Source organism: Amycolatopsis sp. NPDC051716, from assembly GCF_040681595.1.
In the GTDB taxonomy this organism is placed as follows: Bacteria; Actinomycetota; Actinomycetes; order Mycobacteriales; family Pseudonocardiaceae; genus Amycolatopsis.
Genome location: NZ_JBFAZA010000036.1, coordinates 72891 through 90884 on the forward strand (window position 1 = coordinate 72891; position 17994 = coordinate 90884).

At 72.3% G+C, this 17994-nt stretch carries 17 protein-coding genes and 1 other RNA gene; 8 read left to right on the top strand and 10 right to left on the bottom strand.

All coding sequences use genetic code 11. From position 1 onward, the window contains the following. Positions 1-17: 17 nt before the first annotated feature. The 5 genes from hutI to hutH form a co-directional block, all read right to left on the bottom strand. The gene (gene hutI / locus AB0M30_RS37130; RefSeq protein WP_364594056.1) at positions 18-1163 is read right to left on the bottom strand and encodes an imidazolonepropionase; all 1146 of its coding nucleotides are present in this window, start codon (positions 1161-1163) and stop codon (positions 18-20) included. Continuing rightward, a complete protein-coding gene (locus AB0M30_RS37135; protein WP_364594059.1) occupies positions 1151-2383 on the bottom strand; it encodes a formimidoylglutamate deiminase in 1233 nt (410 codons plus the stop codon). The genes hutI and AB0M30_RS37135 overlap by 13 nt, the downstream gene beginning before the upstream one ends. A 113-nt stretch (positions 2384-2496) precedes the next feature. Then, on the bottom strand, positions 2497-3693 hold the full coding sequence (locus tag AB0M30_RS37140; protein WP_364594062.1) for an allantoate amidohydrolase: 1197 nt from the start codon (positions 3691-3693) through the stop codon (positions 2497-2499). Further along, the gene (gene hutU, locus AB0M30_RS37145) at positions 3690-5342 is read right to left on the bottom strand and encodes a urocanate hydratase (RefSeq protein ID WP_364594065.1); all 1653 of its coding nucleotides are present in this window, start codon (positions 5340-5342) and stop codon (positions 3690-3692) included. Before hutU ends, AB0M30_RS37140 begins: the two co-directional genes overlap by 4 nt. A 2-nt stretch (positions 5343-5344) precedes the next feature. Beyond that, positions 5345-6871, bottom strand: a complete 1527-nt coding sequence (hutH, locus tag AB0M30_RS37150; RefSeq protein WP_364594068.1) for a histidine ammonia-lyase — start codon at positions 6869-6871, stop codon at positions 5345-5347. An 84-nt stretch (positions 6872-6955) separates the two neighbouring features. Here hutH and AB0M30_RS37155 point away from each other — a divergent pair, with 84 nt between their 5' ends. The 3 genes from AB0M30_RS37155 (at position 6956) to AB0M30_RS37165 (ending at position 10455) form a co-directional block, all read left to right on the top strand. Continuing rightward, positions 6956-7738, top strand: a complete 783-nt coding sequence (locus tag AB0M30_RS37155) for an IclR family transcriptional regulator (protein ID WP_364594071.1) — start codon at positions 6956-6958, stop codon at positions 7736-7738. Positions 7739-7859: 121 nt separating this feature from the next. Next, complete coding sequence (locus tag AB0M30_RS37160) at positions 7860-9077, top strand: MFS transporter (protein ID WP_364594074.1); 1218 nt, start codon at positions 7860-7862, stop codon at positions 9075-9077. A gap of 139 nt (positions 9078-9216) precedes the next feature. Next, a complete protein-coding gene (locus AB0M30_RS37165) occupies positions 9217-10455 on the top strand; it encodes a GGDEF domain-containing protein (protein ID WP_364594076.1) in 1239 nt (412 codons plus the stop codon). Between the two features lie 4 nt (positions 10456-10459). Here the strand turns inward: AB0M30_RS37165 and AB0M30_RS37170 are convergent, their stop codons facing one another. Both AB0M30_RS37170 and ssrA read right to left on the bottom strand, forming a co-directional pair. Further along, positions 10460-10615: a hypothetical protein gene (locus AB0M30_RS37170; RefSeq protein WP_014466647.1), complete on the bottom strand. Its 156-nt coding sequence runs from the start codon at positions 10613-10615 to the stop codon at positions 10460-10462. 779 nt (positions 10616-11394) lie between these two features. Then, positions 11395-11762, bottom strand: a transfer-messenger RNA (tmRNA) gene (gene ssrA, locus AB0M30_RS37175). 152 nt (positions 11763-11914) lie between these two features. On the opposite strand from ssrA, the gene AB0M30_RS37180 reads away from it, so the two are divergent. From AB0M30_RS37180 to AB0M30_RS37190, 3 genes are read left to right on the top strand one after another with little or no spacing between them, the layout of a single operon-like run. Then, positions 11915-12589: a sensor domain-containing protein gene (locus AB0M30_RS37180; protein ID WP_364594079.1), complete on the top strand. Its 675-nt coding sequence runs from the start codon at positions 11915-11917 to the stop codon at positions 12587-12589. Beyond that, positions 12586-13719, top strand: coding sequence for a sensor histidine kinase (locus AB0M30_RS37185; protein ID WP_364594082.1), 1134 nt, complete (start codon positions 12586-12588; stop codon positions 13717-13719). Before AB0M30_RS37180 ends, AB0M30_RS37185 begins: the two co-directional genes overlap by 4 nt. Positions 13720-13758: 39 nt before the next feature. Beyond that, a complete protein-coding gene (locus AB0M30_RS37190) occupies positions 13759-14400 on the top strand; it encodes a response regulator transcription factor (protein WP_014466646.1) in 642 nt (213 codons plus the stop codon). Here the strand turns inward: AB0M30_RS37190 and AB0M30_RS37195 are convergent. Next, positions 14385-14816 (bottom strand): heme-binding protein, encoded by a 432-nt coding sequence (locus AB0M30_RS37195; protein ID WP_364594085.1) that lies wholly within the window; start codon positions 14814-14816, stop codon positions 14385-14387. The two genes, AB0M30_RS37190 and AB0M30_RS37195, sit on opposite strands and share 16 nt — an antisense overlap. A 138-nt stretch (positions 14817-14954) precedes the next feature. On the opposite strand from AB0M30_RS37195, the gene AB0M30_RS37200 reads away from it, so the two are divergent. Both AB0M30_RS37200 and AB0M30_RS37205 read left to right on the top strand, forming a co-directional pair. Then, the gene (locus AB0M30_RS37200; RefSeq protein ID WP_360176636.1) at positions 14955-15179 is read left to right on the top strand and encodes a hypothetical protein; all 225 of its coding nucleotides are present in this window, start codon (positions 14955-14957) and stop codon (positions 15177-15179) included. Positions 15180-15276: 97 nt separating this feature from the next. After that, positions 15277-16587, top strand: coding sequence for an acyltransferase (locus AB0M30_RS37205; protein WP_364594088.1), 1311 nt, complete (start codon positions 15277-15279; stop codon positions 16585-16587). On the opposite strand, the gene AB0M30_RS37210 is transcribed toward AB0M30_RS37205, so the two are convergent. Further along, positions 16577-17473, bottom strand: coding sequence for an amidohydrolase family protein (locus AB0M30_RS37210; protein WP_364594091.1), 897 nt, complete (start codon positions 17471-17473; stop codon positions 16577-16579). The two genes, AB0M30_RS37205 and AB0M30_RS37210, sit on opposite strands and share 11 nt — an antisense overlap. After that, positions 17470-17952, bottom strand: a complete 483-nt coding sequence (gene smpB / locus AB0M30_RS37215) for an SsrA-binding protein SmpB (RefSeq protein ID WP_013223156.1) — start codon at positions 17950-17952, stop codon at positions 17470-17472. The genes AB0M30_RS37210 and smpB overlap by 4 nt, the downstream gene beginning before the upstream one ends. Between the last annotated feature and the right edge of the window lie 42 nt (positions 17953-17994).

Below are 17994 nucleotides of genomic sequence, written 5' to 3' on the forward strand. Positions count from 1 at the left end.
CGTCCTCGCTTTCGACGTTAGCGCACACGCTCCCCGACACGCCACACCATGTTCGTCAGCGGCACGCCGGGCCGGTAAGCCAGGTGGGTCACCGAAGGCGCGTCGAGCACGTGGACATCCGCCCGGGCGCCCGGGCGCAGCACACCCACGTCTTCGCGGCGCAGCGCCTTCGCGCCGCCGGCCGTGGCGGCCCAGACGGCCTCCTCGATCGTCATGCGCATCTGCAGCACCGCCGTCGCGACGCAGAACGCCATCGACGTCGTGTACGAGCTGCCCGGGTTGGCGTTGCTGGCCAGCGCCACCGTCGCCCCCGCGTCGAGCAGCCGCCGAGCCGGGGCCAGCGGCTGGCGGGTCGACAAGTCGCACGCGGGCAGCAACGTCGCGACCGTCTCGGAAGCCGCCAGCGCTTCGACGTCCGCGTCCGCGAGATAAGTACAGTGGTCGACGCTCGCCGCGCCGAGCTCGACCGCCAGCCGGACCCCGGGGCCTTCGCCGAGCTGGTTGCCGTGCACCCGCAGGCCGAGCCCGCGCCCGGCGGCGGCCTTCAGCACTCGCGCGGACTGGGCCTCGTCGAATGCGCCCGTCTCGCAGAACACGTCCGCCCAGCGCACGCTTTCCGCCACCGCGTCGAGCATCTCGCCGCAGACCAGGTCCACATAGGACTCCGCGTCGGCACCGGGCGGCACGAGGTGCGCGCCGAGGAACGTGACCTCGTCGGCCACTTCACCGGCGATCCGGGCACTCCGGGCTTCGTCGGCCACCGTGAGCCCATAGCCCGTCTTGGTCTCCAGGCACGTCGTGCCCTGCCGGGCCGCCTCGGCGACGTGGTGACGCAGGTTCGCCGCCAGCTGCTCGTCCGTCGCCGCCCGCGTGGCACCGACCGTCGTCGCGATTCCGCCTGCGGTGTAGGGCTTCCCGGCCATCCGCGCCTCGAACTCGGCGGTGCGGTCGCCGGCGAAGACGAGGTGCGTGTGGCTGTCGACCCAGCCGGGCAGCACCGCGCGGCCGCCGACGTCGACGCGTTCGTCGGCGTCCGGGGCCTGCGCGGCGGACCCGGCCCAGGCGACCTTCCCGCCCTCGACGACCAGGGCGGCGTCGGTCAGCCGGCCCAGCGCCGGGTCGTTGGTGGTGAGCTCGCCGATGCCCGTGATCAGGACCGCCACAGTGCCTCGATCTCCTTCGCCAGTAGGATTTCCGGTCGGTCGACGAGCAGGTGCGCGCCGTCCCGCACGACCTCGCGGCCGGCGACGACGACGTGCCGGACATCGGCCCCCGACGCCGCGAACACGACACCCGACGGCTCGATCCCGGCCGTCCGCACCGAATCCAGGGCCACGGTGACGAGGTCCGCGCCCGCTCCCTCGGCGAGCGCGCCGACCTCGTCCCACCCGATCGCCGCGTGGTCCGTGCCCGCTTCGAGGAGCTCTTCGGCGCTGAACCGCCCGCGTTCTTCGCTGGCCAAGCGATCGTCCAGCTCCAGCGCCCGGGTCTCTTCGAACGCGTCGACGACGGCGTTGCTGTCGCTGCCGATGCTCAGCCGCACCCCGGCGTCGCGCAGGGCGCGGGCCGGCCCGATGCCGTCACCGAGGTCGCGTTCGGTGGTCGGGCAGAAGCACGCCCGCGCTCCGCTCAGCCGGTCGATGTCCGACGCCGTCAGGTGCGTGGCGTGCACGGCGACCAGGCGCTCGGTCAGCACCCCGCGGTCGTCGAGCAGCTCGGTGGGCGTGCGGCCGTAGGCGGCCCGGCACTGCTCGTTTTCGGCCCGCTGCTCCGACAAGTGGATGTGCACGACCCGTGCACTGTCCACAAGGGACAGCTGATCGGCGGGCACCGCCCGCACGGAATGGATCGCCGCGCCGACCCGGAACAGTTCGTCTTCCTTCAGCGTGGCCACCCGGGAAGCCCACGCCGACGCCGAGTCGTCGGAGAACCGCCGCTGGACCTCGTCGGGCTCGACACCGATGCCGCCCGCCAGGTAGCACGTGTCGAGCAGCGTCAACCGGATCCCGGCGTCGGCCGCGGCCTGCCGCAGGGCGGCCCCCATCGCGTTCGGGTCGGCGTAGGGCTTCCCGCCGGGCGCGTGGTGCAGGTAGTGGAACTCGCCGACGCTCGTGTACCCGCCGAGCACCATCTCGGCGTAGACCCCGCGGGCCAGCCGGTAGTACGTGTCGGGGTCGAGCCGCGCGGCCAGCGTGTACATGCGCTCGCGCCACGTCCAGAACGTGCCGCGTTCGTGGTGCGTCCGGCCCCGCAGGGCCCGGTGGAAGGCGTGCGAATGCCCGTTCGCGAAGCCCGGCAACGTCAGTCCGGTGAGCACGGTGCCGGACCGCGGCGAGCCCGGTGTCACGGCGGTGATCCGGCCGCCGTCGACGTCGATGCGCACCCCGGCCGCGATCCCGGCCGGCAGCCAGGCCTGTTCGCACCAGAAAACTGTCGGTGCCGCGCGATAGGCTGGAAACGGGGGGCGCCCCCGCGGGCCGAGGGTCGGGTTGGGGGTCACTGCGCCAGCCGCTCCAGGGCCGTGGCCAGCGCCGCGGCACCGGCTTCGACGTCGCCGGCCTCGGCGAACTCCTCCGGCGAATGGCTGATCCCGGTCGGATTGCGCACGTAGAGCATCCCGGCCGGGACGAACCCGGCCAGGATCGCCGCGTCGTGCCCGGCGCCGGTCGGCAGCTCCGGCGGCGCGCCGAGCCACTCGCCGAGGTCACGCCGGAAAGCGTCGTCGAACACGACATCGCCGGAATACGACTCGCGCGTCACCTCGACCCGGCAGCCTTCCTCCCGCGCCACGTCCGAGGCCGCCTGGCTGACCTCGGCGACCAGCCCCGGCGTGCCCTGGCCGGGCACCCGCGCGTCCAGCCACAGGTCCACTGTGGACGCGATGACGTTGGTCCCGCCGGGGGTCGGCACGAGCCGGCCGACGGTCGCCCGCGCGTCCGGCACCTTCGCGGCCAGCCGCCGCACGGCCGTGACCGTCGCCGCGGCGGGCAGCATCGGGTCCACGCGGTCGGCGAGCAGCGTCGCCCCGGCGTGGTTCCCCTGGCCCGCGAAGGAAAACCGCCACCGTCCGTGCGCGATCACCGTGCTGCCCACGGCCACCGGCGAACCGAGGTCGATCAGCCCGCGCCCCTGCTCGACGTGCAGCTCGAGGAACTGCCCGATCCGGTCGAGCCGCTCGGTGTCCCGGCCCATCCGCGCCGGGTCGACGCCCGCCTTCCCGGCCGCCTCGGCGAACGTCACGCCGTCGGCGTCCCGCAGGCCGCGGGCCTTGTCGGCGTCGATGGTGCCGGTGAGCAGCCGCGAACCCAGGCAAGGAACGCCGAACCGGCCGCCCTCCTCCTCGGCGAACACCACGACGGCCAGCGGCCGGCGCGCCCGGAACCCCTTGGCCTGCAAGGCCTCGACAGCGGCCAGCGCGCTCACCACACCCAGCGGGCCGTCGAACGCGCCGCCGCCCGGCACCGAGTCGAGGTGGCTGCCGGTGACGACGGCGTTGCGCCCCGGCGGCCCCCACCAGGCCCAGATGTTGCCGTTGCGGTCGGTCTCGACGTCCAGCCCGAGCCCCAGCGCGCGCTCGACGAACCACTCGCGCAGGTCGTGCTCGGGCGAGTCGAAGGCGTGGCGGGAGTAGCCGCCGCGCTTCGGGTCACGCCCGACGTCGTCGATCTCGGCCAGCAACGTCGAGGCGGTCACGCGTCTCCTTGCATCGGCACCCGCACGCCCCGCTCGTCGGCGACGTCGGCCGCGCGATCGTAACCGGCGTCGACGTGCCGGATGACGCCCATTCCCGGGTCGTTAGTGAGCACACGCTCGAGCTTCTGCGCGGCCAGGAGCGTCCCGTCGGCGACGCTGACCTGGCCCGCGTGGATGGACCGGCCCATGCCGACGCCGCCACCGTGGTGGATCGACACCCAGCTGGCGCCCGAGGACGTGTTGACCAGGGCGTTGAGCAGCGGCCAGTCGGCGATCGCGTCGGAGCCGTCGGCCATGCCCTCGGTCTCGCGGTACGGCGAGGCGACGCTGCCGGAGTCGAGGTGGTCGCGGCCGATGACGACCGGCGCCTTGAGCTCGCCGCTGGCGACCATCTCGTTGAACCGCAGCCCCGCCAGGTGGCGTTCGCCGTAGCCGAGCCAGCAGATCCGGGCGGGCAGGCCCTGGAACGCCACGCGCTCGCCGGCCAGCTTGATCCAGCGGGCGAGGGATTCGTTCTCCGGGAACAGTTCCAGCATCGCGCGGTCGGTGGCCGCGATGTCCTCCGGGTCGCCCGAGAGCGCCGCCCAGCGGAACGGGCCGTTGCCTTCGCAGAACAGCGGCCGGATGTAGGCGGGCACGAAGCCGGGGAAGTCGAACGCGCGCTCGCAGCCACCGAGCTTGGCTTCGCCGCGCAGGGAGTTCCCGTAGTCGAAGACTTCGGCCCCCTTGTCCAGGAAGCCGAGCATGGCCTCGACGTGGTCGGCCATCGACTCGCGCGAGCGGTCGGTGAACTCGTCGGGCTTCTTGGCCGCGTAGTCGTGCCAGTCGTCGACGCCGACACCCTTGGGCAGGTAGGACAGCGGGTCGTGCGCCGACGTCTGGTCGGTGACGATGTCGACTTCGACGCCGCGGCGCAGCAGCTCCGGCAGCACCTCGGCGGCGTTGCCGACGACGCCGACCGACAGTGCGCGCTTCTCCTGCTTCGCTTTGGTGACGCGGGCGATGGCGTCGTCGAGGTCGTCGGCCACCTCGTCGAGGTAGCGGGTTTCGACGCGGCGGTGCGCGCGCTGCGGGTCGCATTCGATGACCAGCGCGACACCGTCGTTCATGGTCACGGCGAGCGGCTGCGCGCCACCCATGCCGCCGAGGCCGGCGGTCACGGTGAGGGTGCCTTTCAGCGTCCCGCCGAACTTCTTCTTGGCGACCGCGGCGAACGTCTCGTAGGTGCCCTGGAGGATGCCCTGGGTGCCGATGTAGATCCACGAGCCCGCGGTCATCTGGCCGTACATCGTGAGGCCCTGCTGCTCCAGGCGGCGGAACTCCGGCCAGGTCGCCCAGTCGCCCACCAGGTTCGAGTTCGCGATGAGCACGCGCGGCGCCCACTCGTGCGTGCGGAACACCCCGACCGGCTTGCCGGACTGGACGAGCAGCGTCTCATCGACGTCCAAAGTGGTCAGTTCGCGGGTGATGGCGTCGAAGCTGGCCCAGTTGCGGGCGGCCTTGCCGGTGCCGCCGTAGACGACCAGGTCCTCGGGCCGCTCGGCGACGTCGGGGTCGAGGTTGTTGTGGAACATCCGCAGCGCGGCTTCGGTCTGCCACGACTTCGCGGTGAGCTGGGTGCCGCGGGCGGCACGGACGACGCGGGACATTCTCAGACCTCCAGACGGGCGGCGTCGAGGACGGCGCCGGAGCGGACGAGTTCTTCGGCAGCCGCGATCTCGGGCGCCAGGTGCCGGTCGGGACCGGGACCGTTCACTTTGGTGCGCAGCAGGTCCCGGACGCGGCCGGTGACCGGCGACGGCTCCAGCGGCGCCCGGAAGTCCAGCGCCCGGGCCGCCGTCAGCAGCTCGATGGCCAGCACGGTGGTCAGGCCGTCGACGGCCTTGCGCAGCTTCCGCGCGGCCGACCAGCCCATGGAGACGTGGTCCTCCTGCATGGCGCTGCTCGGAATGGAGTCGACGGACGCCGGGACGGCGAGCCGCTTGAGCTCGCTGACGATCGCGGCCTGGGTGTACTGGGCGATCATGTGGCCGGAGTCGACGCCCGGGTCGTCGGCGAGGAACGGCGGCAGGCCGTGCGAACGCGCCTTGTCGAGCATCCGGTCGGTGCGGCGCTCGGCGATGCTGGCGACGTCGGCGACCGGGATGGCCAGGAAGTCGAGGACGTAGGCGACGGGCGCGCCGTGGAAGTTGCCGTTGGACTCGACGCGGCCGTCCGCCAGGACGACGGGATTGTCCACAGCGGACATCAGCTCGCGCTCGCCGACGAGTTCGGCGTGCGTGAGGCTGTCGCGCGCGGCGCCGTGGACCTGCGGGGCGCAGCGCAGCGAGTAGGCGTCCTGGACGCGGTTGCAGTCCGGGCCGCGGTGGCTCTCGACGATCTTCGAGCCCTGCAGCGCCTGCCACATCCGGGCCGCGGACTTCGCCTGCCCGGGGTGCGGGCGCAGCGCCTGGAGGTCGGCGGCGAACGCGCGGTCGGTGCCGAGCAGGGCCTCGACGCTCATCGCGGCGGTGAGGTCCGCGATGTCGAAGAGCCGGTGCAGGTCGGCGGCGGCGAGCAGGAGCATGCCGAGCATGCCGTCGGTGCCGTTGGTGAGCGCGAGGCCCTCCTTCTCGGCCAGGACGACGGGCTCGATCCCGGCCTGCTTCAACGCCTCCGCGGCGGGCTTCAGCCGACCGGCGTGGATCACTTCACCCTCGCCCATCAGCGCCAGCGCGACGGCGGCCAGGGGCGCCAAGTCGCCGGAGCAGCCGAGCGAGCCATACTCGTGGACGATCGGCGTGATATCGGCGTTGAGCAGGGCCGCAAGCGTTTGCGCGGTGCCCGGGCGGACCCCGGTGTAGCCGCTGGCGAGGGTGCGCAGCCGCAGCAGCATCAGCGCGCGGACGACCTCAGGTTCGACGGCGGGCCCGGCACCGGCGGCGTGCGAACGGATCAGGCTGCGCTGCAGCGCGGTCCGGCTCTCGACCGGGATGTGCCGGGTGGCGAGCGCGCCGAAGCCGGTCGAGACGCCGTAGGTGGGCGTGACGGCGTGGGCGAGGTCCTCGATGTGCAGGCGGGTCGCGGCGAGGTTCTTCTCGGCGGCGTCCGTGAGCCCGACCGGCGCGTGGCCGCGGACGACGTCGACGACCTGGGCGGCGGTCAGGGGCTCCGGGCCCAGGAGCACTTTTTCCGGCATGGGCCCATTGCACCCCTTCGGAACCGCTGGTGGGATGCCTCAACGGGTGGTTCTGTCTGGTATCCCAGACACTAGGCTCGGGCCATGGGCGACAGCAGTGAGGTCCCGGCGCTGCGCCGCGGGCTGGCGGTGCTGAGCCTGCTGGCGACGCGGCCCGGCCCGGTCACCGCGGCCGCCATCGCCCGGGAGGCGGGACTCCCCCGCTCGACCACGTACCACCTGCTCAGCGAGCTCGAAGCGGCCGGTTTCGTCGTGCACCTGCCCGCCGAGCGCCGCTACGGCCTGGGCATCGCGGCGTTCGAGCTGGGCTCGGCCTACCTGCGCCACGATCCGCTGGAGCGCCTGGCCGGGCCGTTGCTGCGCAAGCTCGTCGACCGCGTCGGGCACACCGCCCACCTCGGCGTCCTGCACGGCAGCGAGTCGCTGTACCTGATCAAGGAACGCCCGGCCCGGCCCGAGACGCTGGTGACGGAGGTCGGCGTCCGGCTGCCTGCGCAGCTGACTGCGTCCGGCCGGGCGATCCTGCGGCACCTGCCGGCCCCGCACGTCCGGGCGTTGTTCCCGGCGGCGCCGGCGTTCGTGCTCCGCACCGGCCGCGGCCCGCGCACGCTGGCCGAGCTGCGCCGCACCCTCACCGCGGAGCGCCGGCTCGGCTGGTCGGTCGAGGACGGCCACGTCACCGCCGGCTTCGCCTCGGTGGCCTGCCCGGTCTTCGACCACGGCGCCCGCCCCCTGGCGGCGATCAGCGTCACGCTTCGCCACCACTGCGCGGCGGAGCCCTGCCCGGAGACCTGGCCGGACCTGGCGGCGGAAGTAGCGATGATGGCGGCCGAGCTCACCACCCGCATCGGCGGCCACCCGGCCTGACGGCCGTCGCGGGCCGTCCGGGGGTTGTGGCTGGTGCGATCGGGGCAACTGTCACCGAACGGCTCGATTCCACTCCGGTGGGTGATTACCGTAGCGGGGGCTGCGGTTTCGAGGGGCACCGATGGATGACGCAGGGGTGAAGAAGGCCGGTTTCGGTGCGGTGCTCGCCGTCGCCGAGTTCCGGGCGATGTGGGCTGCCGAGCTGCTCTCCGTCTGCGGTGACCAGCTCGCCAGGGTCGCGCTCGCGGTGCTCGTCTTCCAGCGCACGTCCTCCGCCGCGCTGACCGGTCTCACCTACGCCCTGACGTACGTGCCTTCGCTGCTCGGCGGCATCCTGCTGGCCGGCGCGGGCGACCGGTGGCCGCGGCGGGACGTGATGGTCGCGGCCGACCTGGCGCGGGCCGCGCTGGTCGCGGTCATCGCCGTCCCCGGTGTCCCGCTGTGGGTGCTGTGCGTGCTGGTCGCGGTGATGACGGCGCTCGGCGGGCCGTTCAAGGCGGCGCAGCAGGCGCTGCTGCCGTCGGTGCTGGAAGGCGAGCGGTACCTCGTCGGGATGGCCCTGCGGAACGTGACGATGCAGGGCGCGCAGCTGGCCGGGTTCGCCGGGGGCGGCGCGCTGATCGCCGCGTTCACGCCGTCGGCGGCGCTGGCGTTGGACGCGGCGACGTTCCTGCTTTCGGCGTTGTTCCTGGTCACCGGCGTCCGGCGGCGAGCGGCGATCGCCCAGTCGGTCCGGCCGGCCTGGCTGTCCACGACCGGTGCGGGTATCCGGCTGATCTGGCGCGACCCGGCGTTGCGGACGTTGGTGGCGCTCAACTGGCTGGCCGGGTTCTACGTCGTGCCGGAGGCGCTGGCCGCGCCGTACGCGGCCGGGATCGGCGCGGGCGCGACGCTGGTGGGGCTGCTGATGGCGGCGGACCCGGCGGGCAGCGTGCTCGGCGGCGTCGTGTTCGGCAAGTGGATCCCGGAGCACGTGCAGGTCCGCGTGCTGGGCTGGCTGGGGATCGTGGCCGGGCTGCCGCTGGTGGTGTTCGTCTGCCGGCCCGGCCTGGTGACGTCGGTGGTGCTCATGGCGGCGTCCGGGCTGGTGGCGACGGGCTACAACATCCAGGGCACGGTCTCGTTCATGCGGCGGGTGCCCGACGAGCACCGCGCGCAGTGTGCCGGGGTGAATTCGACGGGCCTGATCACCGTGCAGGGGCTGGGCGCGGCCGCGGCGGGCGCGCTGGCCGACGTGCTGGGCCCGGCGCACACCATCGCCGTGGCCGGGGCGGCCGGTGCCGCGGTGGCCGTGCCGATCGCGAGGGCGTGGCGCCGGGTCGGGGTGGTGAGCCGATGACCTCAGTTGTCGCGTCCGCACATGGTGCGCCTCCCTTCACCGCCTCGAGCCGGACCGGCTCCGTCACCGGCCGGACACCATGAGTATGCGGACCGGGGGCGGGATTGCGCGCTCCGGGCCGCGTATTCGTGACGTCCTCGTGGCACCGCGACGCTGGGTGCTGTGGCGCCAGGGTCCGCGGGTGATCGTCTACTGCCTGGTGAGCGAGGTGGTGGCGGTGGTGCTGACGCTCCGCCCGTCCCCGATCGCGGTGGACCGCCGGACGCTGTCGATCCTGGCGGTGCTGCTGGTCCTGGGGGTGGCGCAGTCGGAGTCGGGCCGGCGCGTGGAGCGGATCCGGCGCCGCGTGTCGGGGACGCCGCACATCAACATGACGTCGGTCTGGACGTTCGCCGGCGTGCTGCTGCTGCCCCCGCTCCTGCTGGCGGTCCTGGTCGGGGGTCTGTACGCGCACCTGGCGGTCCGCAGCTGGTACCGCCTGCAGCGGGTGCCGGTCTCCCGCACGGTCAGCAACGCGGCGATCATCGTGCTGTCGTGTTACGCGGCTCAGTCGGTGCTGCGGGTTTCGGGCTTCTCCGACGTCCGCTCGGCGATGCCGCACAGCTGGGCGGGGACGTTCGCGATCGCGGCCGCGGGGGTGACGTTCTTCGCGGTGAACGCGCTGCTGGTGCTGCCGGCTCGCCGTGAGGTGGGCCGGACGCCGGAGGCGCTGTTCGGCACGTGGTCGGACAACGGCCTCGAGGTGGCGACGCTGTGCCTGGGTGCGCTGAACGCGGTGGTGCTGGCGACCTTGCCGGGCCTGGTGGTGCTGGTGTTCCCGCCGTTGCTGCTGTTGCACCGGACCGTGCTGGTGAAGCAGCTGGAAGTGGCGGCCCACCGCGACGAGAAGACGGGTTTGTACAACACGAGCGGCTGGCACGCGCTGGCGGAGCGGACGCTGGCGGCCGCTGCTCGCCAAGGGGGCACGTTCGGGCTGCTGATGCTGGACTTGGACCACTTCAAGCAGGTGAACGACACGTACGGTCACCTGGCGGGTGACGCGGTGCTGAAGGCGGTGGCCGAGGCGATCATCTCGGCGGTCCGCGGCCGGGGGGACGCGGTGGGCCGGTTCGGTGGTGAGGAGTTCGTGGTCTTGCTGCCGGGGATCGCGCAGCCGGACATCGGCGCGGTGGCGGAGCGGGTCCGCCGGGCGATCAGCGCGTTGCGGGTTCCGGCGGGCCAGCTGGCGATCTCGGGCCTGTCGGTCTCGATCGGCATCGCGGTCTACCCGTCAGCAGGCGCTTCGCTACAGCGCCTGCTGGACGCCGCGGACACGGCGCTCTACCACGCGAAGGCGACGGGGCGGAACAAGGTGGTCCACGTGGCGGACCTGGTGTGAGGGGTCAGGCGGTCCGCTGCCGCCGCCCGGCGTCGAGGCCGAGCATGGCCAGCAGTTCGGCGCAGTCGTGGACGTCGGAGGAGTGTCCGGCCACGGTGAGCACGGCGCGGTCGTTCTGTTCGCCGAGGCGCACCGCCTCTTCAGCCCGGATAACGCCCATCCGGCTGTCTTCATCATTGGCAAGGGAGCTGCCACTACGCCGGGCCCAGGTCATCTGGCCACCTACTTCCGACTCCACGGGTGCGAAGTCATTGGTCGGACCCCAAGCATGACATTGACACGAATTTCACTCACAAGTGGCCCCCACCACAAGCAGCAACCACCCCACCCGAAACCGAACACACCAGGTGAGCGCCCCCGCCCACTCCCCCAGACGAACGACCCACCACAACCCCGCGCGCACCCAGGCCCCGCCCTCATCACCCGATCCACCCCACCGCCGCCCCTCACCCACGCAGGCCCCCGGTCGCCTGCCTCACCACCTACGGCGGCCCTCTCGACTAACTCACCACCACGAAGGCCCACTGGCCTGCCTCACCCACGGAGACCCGCCCGGCCTGCCCCCCCCCACCCACGAAGGCCCCGGTCGCCTGGCTCGGCCACCCACGAAGGCCTCACCGCGCCTGACTCACCACCATGAAGGCCCCCCTGGCCCGACTCACCAGCGACAGAGGCCAGCTGGCCGGGCTCACCACCCGAAGTCATCCCGCCGCCGGGCTCACCACCGCAAAGGCCCACCAGCCCCGCCTGGCTCACCACCCACGCGCCCACCACCACCCAACGGAGGACCCACCCGAGCCTGGCTCACCACCAAACGCAACCACCCGGGGGGTCCAGGGGGGCGAAGCCCGCCCTGGCGGGGGTTTGGGGGTCCGACCCCCAAAGGAAACCCGAGAACGAGAGAAGGCCCAGCCCCCGAAGGGGGCGTGGGCCTTCTCGTAGTGGAGGTGCCGGGAATTGAACCCGGGTCCTCTGGCGTATCAACAGGACTTCTCCGTGCGCAGTCCGCTACGTCTCTGCTTGGCTCCCTCAATCACGCGAACAAGCTGAGGTGACGAGCCCAGCCACTGTTTGCTTCACGACTGTTCCCCGTGGCCGGGACAGTCGCTGAGCCTCCTAGCTGATGCCGGTACCCGGGCCGGAGGCGAACCCGGGCCGACAGAGTCGCACTCGCTCAGGCGGCGAGGGCGAACTCGCGCTGACTGGAGTCGGCGCTTATTTGGTTGCGATGACGCTTACGGTGGTCTCTCGCCTGCACCGGCACGCTTCTCCTGAATCAACGTCCAAAGTCGAAACCGTTCACCCCCTTGTCGGGACACAACCTGTCCATCATAACGCGGGGCGCCATCGGTTTGGTCCGGGTGGGGTGGGGCCAGCCCTACCGCCGGGATGCCCGCTCGCACCATGTCGCCCACCTCGCGAAACCGCGATGCTGGTACTCGATGAAGGGAGCGCGGTCATGGTGAGCGAGAGGCGGGATCCGCCGTTCGGTGGTTCGGTGGTGTTCTTGCTGATGAACTTGCCGCTGGGGGTGGTGGCGTTCGCGTTCCTCACCGTCTTCTTGTCGGCCGGGGCGGGGACGGCGGTGGTCTGGGTCGGGGTGGGTCTGCTGGCCGCCGTCGTGCTCGCGGTGCGGGGGGCCGCGCGGCTGGAGCGGGCGCGGGTCTACGCGTTGCTGGACCGTTACATCGACCTCCCGTATCTGCCGTTGCCCGCCGGGAAGCAGGTCGAGCGGTGGAAGGGGCGGGTGAAGGATCCGTCGACCTGGCGGGACCTGACGTACTTCGCGCTCCTCTTCCCGGTGGGCCTGGTCGAGTTCGTGCTCGTGACGACGTTCTGGGCGACGAGCCTGGCGCTCGTGGGCCTGCCGGTCTACTTCCGGTGGCTGCCGGGCGGGGAGTACCACTTCCCGGCTTGGGAGGTGCCGTGGCTGACCGTGGACTCGACCGTGGAGGCGCTACCGTGGGCAGCGCTCGGGGTGTTGTTCGTCGCGTTGTCGGTGGCGCTGACCAGGGCGCTGGCGGGCACGCACGCCCGGCTGGCGTCCGCGCTGCTGGGGCCGACGGTGGCGCAGCGCCACCGGATGGAGCGCTGGTGGGAAGACGCGGAAGAGAAGAACCTGGTGGCGGGATGACCGAGGCGCAACAGCTGGAACACCCGCGGCCGCACCCGGCTCGCACGATCCTCTACATGATCGCCGGTTTCGTCTTCCGGCTCGTGCAGTTCGTGCTGATCGTGGTCGGCATCGGGGTGGGCGTCTCGACGGCGGTGATCTGGGTCGGGTTCCCGATCCTGCTGGCGACGACGAGTTTCATCCGCTGGTCCGGTGATCGCGAGCGGGGCTGGCTGGGGACGATGCTGCAGGTGCCGCTGCCGCCGGTGCAGCGGCGGCCGTACGAAGAGGGGCAGCCGCTGCTGCGGCGGTGGATGGTCCGGCTGAGCGATCCGACGACGTGGCGGGACCTGGCGTACCTGATGGTGGCGTTCCCGCTGGCGTGTGCGGAGTTGGTGATCGCGCTGGCGTCGGTCGTGCTGCTGCCGATGGCGATCTGGGTGACGCCGTGGCTGGGCTGGCTGCACGGCGAGCTGGCGCTGGCGCTGCTGGGGCCGGACCGCACGAAGCGGCTGGAGCAGAAGGCCGAGCGGCTGCAGGCGTCGCGAGCACGCGGTGTCGACGCGGCCGAAGCCGAACGCCGTCGCATCGAACGTGACCTGCACGACGGCGCGCAGCAGCGGCTGGTGGCCGTCGCGATGAGCCTGGGGCGCGCGAAGTCGAAGTTCGACCAGGACCCGCAGGCGGTGCGGGAGCTGATCGACGAGGCGCACTCGGACGCGAAGCTCGCCGTCTCGGAGCTGCGGGACCTGGCGCGCGGCATCTACCCGGCCGTCCTCGGTGACCGGGGGCTGGACGCGGCGTTGTCGGCGCAGGCGGCGAAGTCGCCGATCCCGGTGGACGTCTCGGTGGACGTCGACCCGCGTCCGCCGGCCGCGGTGGAGACGACGGCGTACTTCATCGTCGGCGAGACGCTGACGAACATCGCGAAGCACGCCGGAGCGACCGAAGCGACCGTGAAGGTGTGGCGGACCGACGACCACGTCGTCGTCGAGATCACCGACAACGGCCACGGGGGCGCGGAGGTGCGTCCCGGCGGCGGGCTGGCCGGCCTGGCCGACCGCGCCGCGACGATCGACGGGGTGATCACCGTGGTGAGCCCGGTGGGCGGGCCGACCGTGATCCGGGCTGACCTCCCCTGCCAGTGGTGAATAGGCTGGACCCCGTTCATCCACGAGCTTGGGGGCCGGATGCGGGTAGTGATCGCCGAGGACGCCGTGCTGCTGCGGGCCGGGGTGACCCGCCTGCTCGCCGACGAGGGCATCGAGACGGTCGCGGCCGTCGACAACGGCGACGACCTGCTCGGCGCGCTCAAGGAACATCGCCCTGACCTGGCGATCGTCGACGTCCGGATGCCGCCGACGTTCACCGACGAGGGGTTGCGCGCGGCGCTGGCGGCGCGCAAGGAGATCCCGGGGCTGCCGGTGCTGGTGCTGTCGCAGTACGTCGAGGAGTCGTACGCGGTGGAGCTGCTCTCGGGCGGCGCGGGCGGCGTCGGTTACCTGCTGAAGGAGCGGGTGGCGGACGTCGCGGACTTCCTGGACGCGGTCCGCCGCGTGGCGGGCGGCGGCACGGCGATCGACCCGGACGTGATCGCCCAGCTGATGGCCCGCGGCCGGCGCAACCCGCTGGACGCGCTGACGGCCCGCGAGTCCGAAGTCCTGGGCCTGATGGCCCAGGGCTTGTCGAACACGGCGATCGCGAACTCCCTGGTGGTTTCGCACGGCGCGGTGGAGAAGCACATCGGCAACATCTTCTCGAAGCTCGGCCTCGAAGCCAGCGCGGAGGAGCACCGCCGGGTCCGGGCGGTGCTGACCTACCTGGGCCGCTGAGCCCGCCACCCTTCGACGGCGACCCGCACCGCCTCTTCGTCCTCGCGGGCGTGCGCACCGGACGCCCCGGCGGCGCCGAGGATCATCTCGCCGTCCGTGACGAGGATTCCGCCCGCGTAGGGGACGTAGTCCCCGTGGAAGAGGTGCTGGATGCCGTCGACGATCGGGCCGGGCAGCTCGAGCCCGCCCGAAGCGGTCAGCGTGAGCAGCGCGGTGCGGGCCTTGGCCACGGCGATCCGGCTGGTCATGGGCATCCCGCCGTCGGCTCGGCGCAGCGCGATGACTTCGCCGGTGACGTCGAGCACGGCCACGGCCAGCGGCGGGAACCCGCGCTCCACCCCGGCCGTCAGCGCGGCGTCCACCAGCCGGTCGGCGTCCGCCAAGGTGAGGCCCGGGAGGCGAGGCGATCCGATCATGGCACCGAGCTTAGCGTCGCCGGCGACGGACGGTGACCAAAAGTCCCGTAGGGTGGCGACGGGTCACCCGTTCCGCGGGCGGCACCCGGGTGAGCGCTCACCTACCATGAGCGGACCCGCTGTCGAGAGGAGCCGCAGATGTCCGACGAGACCCGCTGCGTCCGCTTCTTCGGCGGCCCGCTCGACGGCCGCGTCCAGGAGCTCGGGGACGCCGAACCGATTCCCGGCACCGTCATCCGGCACATCCACCTGCACGGCGGCCCGAAGATCGAGACGCGCTACGAGCTCGGCCTCACCGACCACGGCTGGGAGTACCGCCTCGCCGCCGCGCAGCACGAACCCGAGCCCGACGGCCTGCGCTAGTAGGGAGAACCCCCGTATCCACCGGGGGTGAACAGGACCCCCGATAGGCCGGGCAGCACCGCTGTCTTCCCCGGTCGAACCGGCCAGGCTGAGCAGCATGCACACGAGCCGCGACAGGTTCCTCGACGTCGTCCGGGCGGGGGCCATCCTCGCCGTCATCGCCCAGCACTGGATCATGCCGGTGCTCTCCTACTCCGACGGGCACCTCGCCACCGGCAACGCCCTGGCGACGCCGGGCTGGTGGGTCGTGACCTGGTTGTCGCAAGTGATGCCCTTGGTCTTCTTCGCCGGCGGCGCGGCCAACCTGATCTCCTTCCGCCGCGCGGCGTCCACGCAGCAGTGGCTCGCCGGGCGCATCAAGCGCCTGATGGTGCCGGTGCTGCCGCTGATGGCGGTCTGGCTGATCGTGCCGGACTTCCTGCGCGGCCTGGGTGTCCCGCCGCAGCCGTTGCAGGTCGGCAGCGCGATCGCCGCGCAGCTGCTGTGGTTCCTCGCGGTGTACGTGCTCGTCGTGCTGCTCACGCCGCTCATGGTCGCCGCGCACCGGCGCTGGGGCCTGAAGGTGCCGCTCGTCATGGGCGCGGCGGGCATCCTCGTCGACGTCGCGCGCTTCAACGACTTCGGCTACATCGGTTACGCCAACGCGATCTTCGTCTGGGTCGCCGTGCACCAGCTGGGCTTCCACTACGTCGAAGGCCGCCTCGGCTCGCTGACCCGCCGCGGCGCGCTGACGCTGTCGGCGGCCGGATTCGGCGTCACGGCGCTGCTGGTCGCGTTCGGGCCGTACCCGGCCAGCATGATCGGCATGCCGGGCGCGCCGGTGTCGAACATGAGCCCGCCGACCGTGCTGCTCGCCTTCCTCGCCGTCGGCCAGATCGGCCTGCTGCTCGCCTTCCGCCCGCAGCTCAACGCGCTCGCGGCACGCCCCGGCATCGGCGACGCCCTCGGCTGGCTCGGCGCGCGGTTCATGAGCGTCTACCTGTGGCACATGCCGGCGCTGATCGTGGTGGCGGGCGTGACCGTGTACGGCCTCGGCTACCGGACGCCCGCCCCGGGCACGGTGTTCTGGCTGGTCATGGCGCCGGCGTGGTTCGCGGCGTGCGGGATGGTGCTGTTCGGGCTGCTCCGGCTGTTCGCCCACTTCGAAATGCAGCGCGACACCGCGATCGCGACGGCGAGGGTGCCGCAGCTGGTCGCGGCCGGGCTGCTGGTCTCGGGTGGCCTGCTCGGCCTGGCGGCGCACGGGTTCGCCCCGCTGTCGGACGGCATCGCACGCGGCCCGGTGCCGTGGGTGGTCCTGGCGACGGCCGGGTTCCTCCTGGCGGGCAAGCAGATCCCGGTGGTCGACCTGCTGGGCCGCGCGGTCACCGTCAGCGAACGCGCGACCCTGCCCGGCCTCAAGCGCTGAGCAGCCGCAGCGGGGTGTCGTGCAGGACGGCTCGCAGGAACGGCTCCCCCAGGCGATCGTCGGCCGCCCAGCCGGCGATCGCCTGCAGCTGCGTCGCGTACGAGTACGGGATGTTCGGGAAGTCGGTGCCGAGCACGACGCGATCGGCGACTTCCGCCAGCCGCGCCGTCCAGTCCGGCGGCAGCGGCGACATCGCCTCGGCGAACGGCACGCCGACCATCGTGGTGTCCAGGTGCACCCGCGGGTACTTCGCCAGCAGCTCGAAGGCCGTTTCGAACTCGGGCATCGCCGCGTGCGCGAGCACCGCCGTCAGCCGCGGGTGCCGGGCGAGGACCTCTTCGAACACCGACAACCCGGTGAAGTCACCCCGCAACGGTCCGTGTCCACAGTGGACGACGACCGGGACGCCCGCGTCGGCCAGCGCGCCCCACACGGGCTTCAGCAGGTCGTCGCGCGGGTCGTACGCGCCCACCTGGACGTGCGCCTTGAACACCCGGGCGCCGGCGCGCAGCGCATCGTCCACAGCGGACCCGGCGCCGGGCTCGGGGTAGAACGTGCCGGTCGGCACCGCGGCCGGGACCCGGGCGGCGAACTCGAGCGCCCAGTCCGTCAGCCACTGCGCCATCCCCGGCTTGTGCGGGTAGACCAGCGGCGCGAAGCGCGTCACGCCCAGCGCACGCAGGGTGTCCAGCCGCTCCTCTTCGGACGTCCGGTAGTGCACCGGCCACTCGGTGCCGTAGTGCGTCGAGGCCCGGTCGAAGTACGCCCAGACCTTGTCCATCACCGGCTTCGGCAGGAAGTGGACGTGCAGGTCGACCAGGCCCGGCAGGCCCAGCGACGCCGTCCAGCGCGCGACGTCCGCGTCGGAAGCCGGGCCGGGCCTCACTCCGTGAACCGGCCCTTCAGCGCGCGGCCCATGGCCTTCCTGATGTCGCGGTCCGCGTCGCGCTTGGCGAGCGTCTGCCGCTTGTCGTAGGCCTTCTTGCCCTGGGCCAGCGCGATCTCGACCTTGACCTTGCCGTCCTTGAAGTACATCGACAGCGGGACCAAGGAAAGCCCGCTCTCCTTGGTCTTGCCGATGAGCTTCTCGATCTCCCGCCGGTGCAGCAGCAGCTTCCGGGTGCGCCGCGGCATGTGGTTGGTCCACGTGCCCTGCGTGTACTCCGGGATGTGGACGTTGCGCAGCCACACTTCGCCGTCGTCGACCGTCGCGAACGCGTCCGCCAGGGACGCCTTGCCCTCGCGCAGGCTCTTGACCTCGGTTCCGACGAGCACGAGACCGCACTCGTAGGTGTCGAGGATGGAGTAATCGTGGCGCGCCTTGCGGTTCGACACGATCACCTTCTGGCCACGTTCCTTGGGCATACGACCACTCTACGTGATTCCGACGGTGACGAGCAGCGGGTT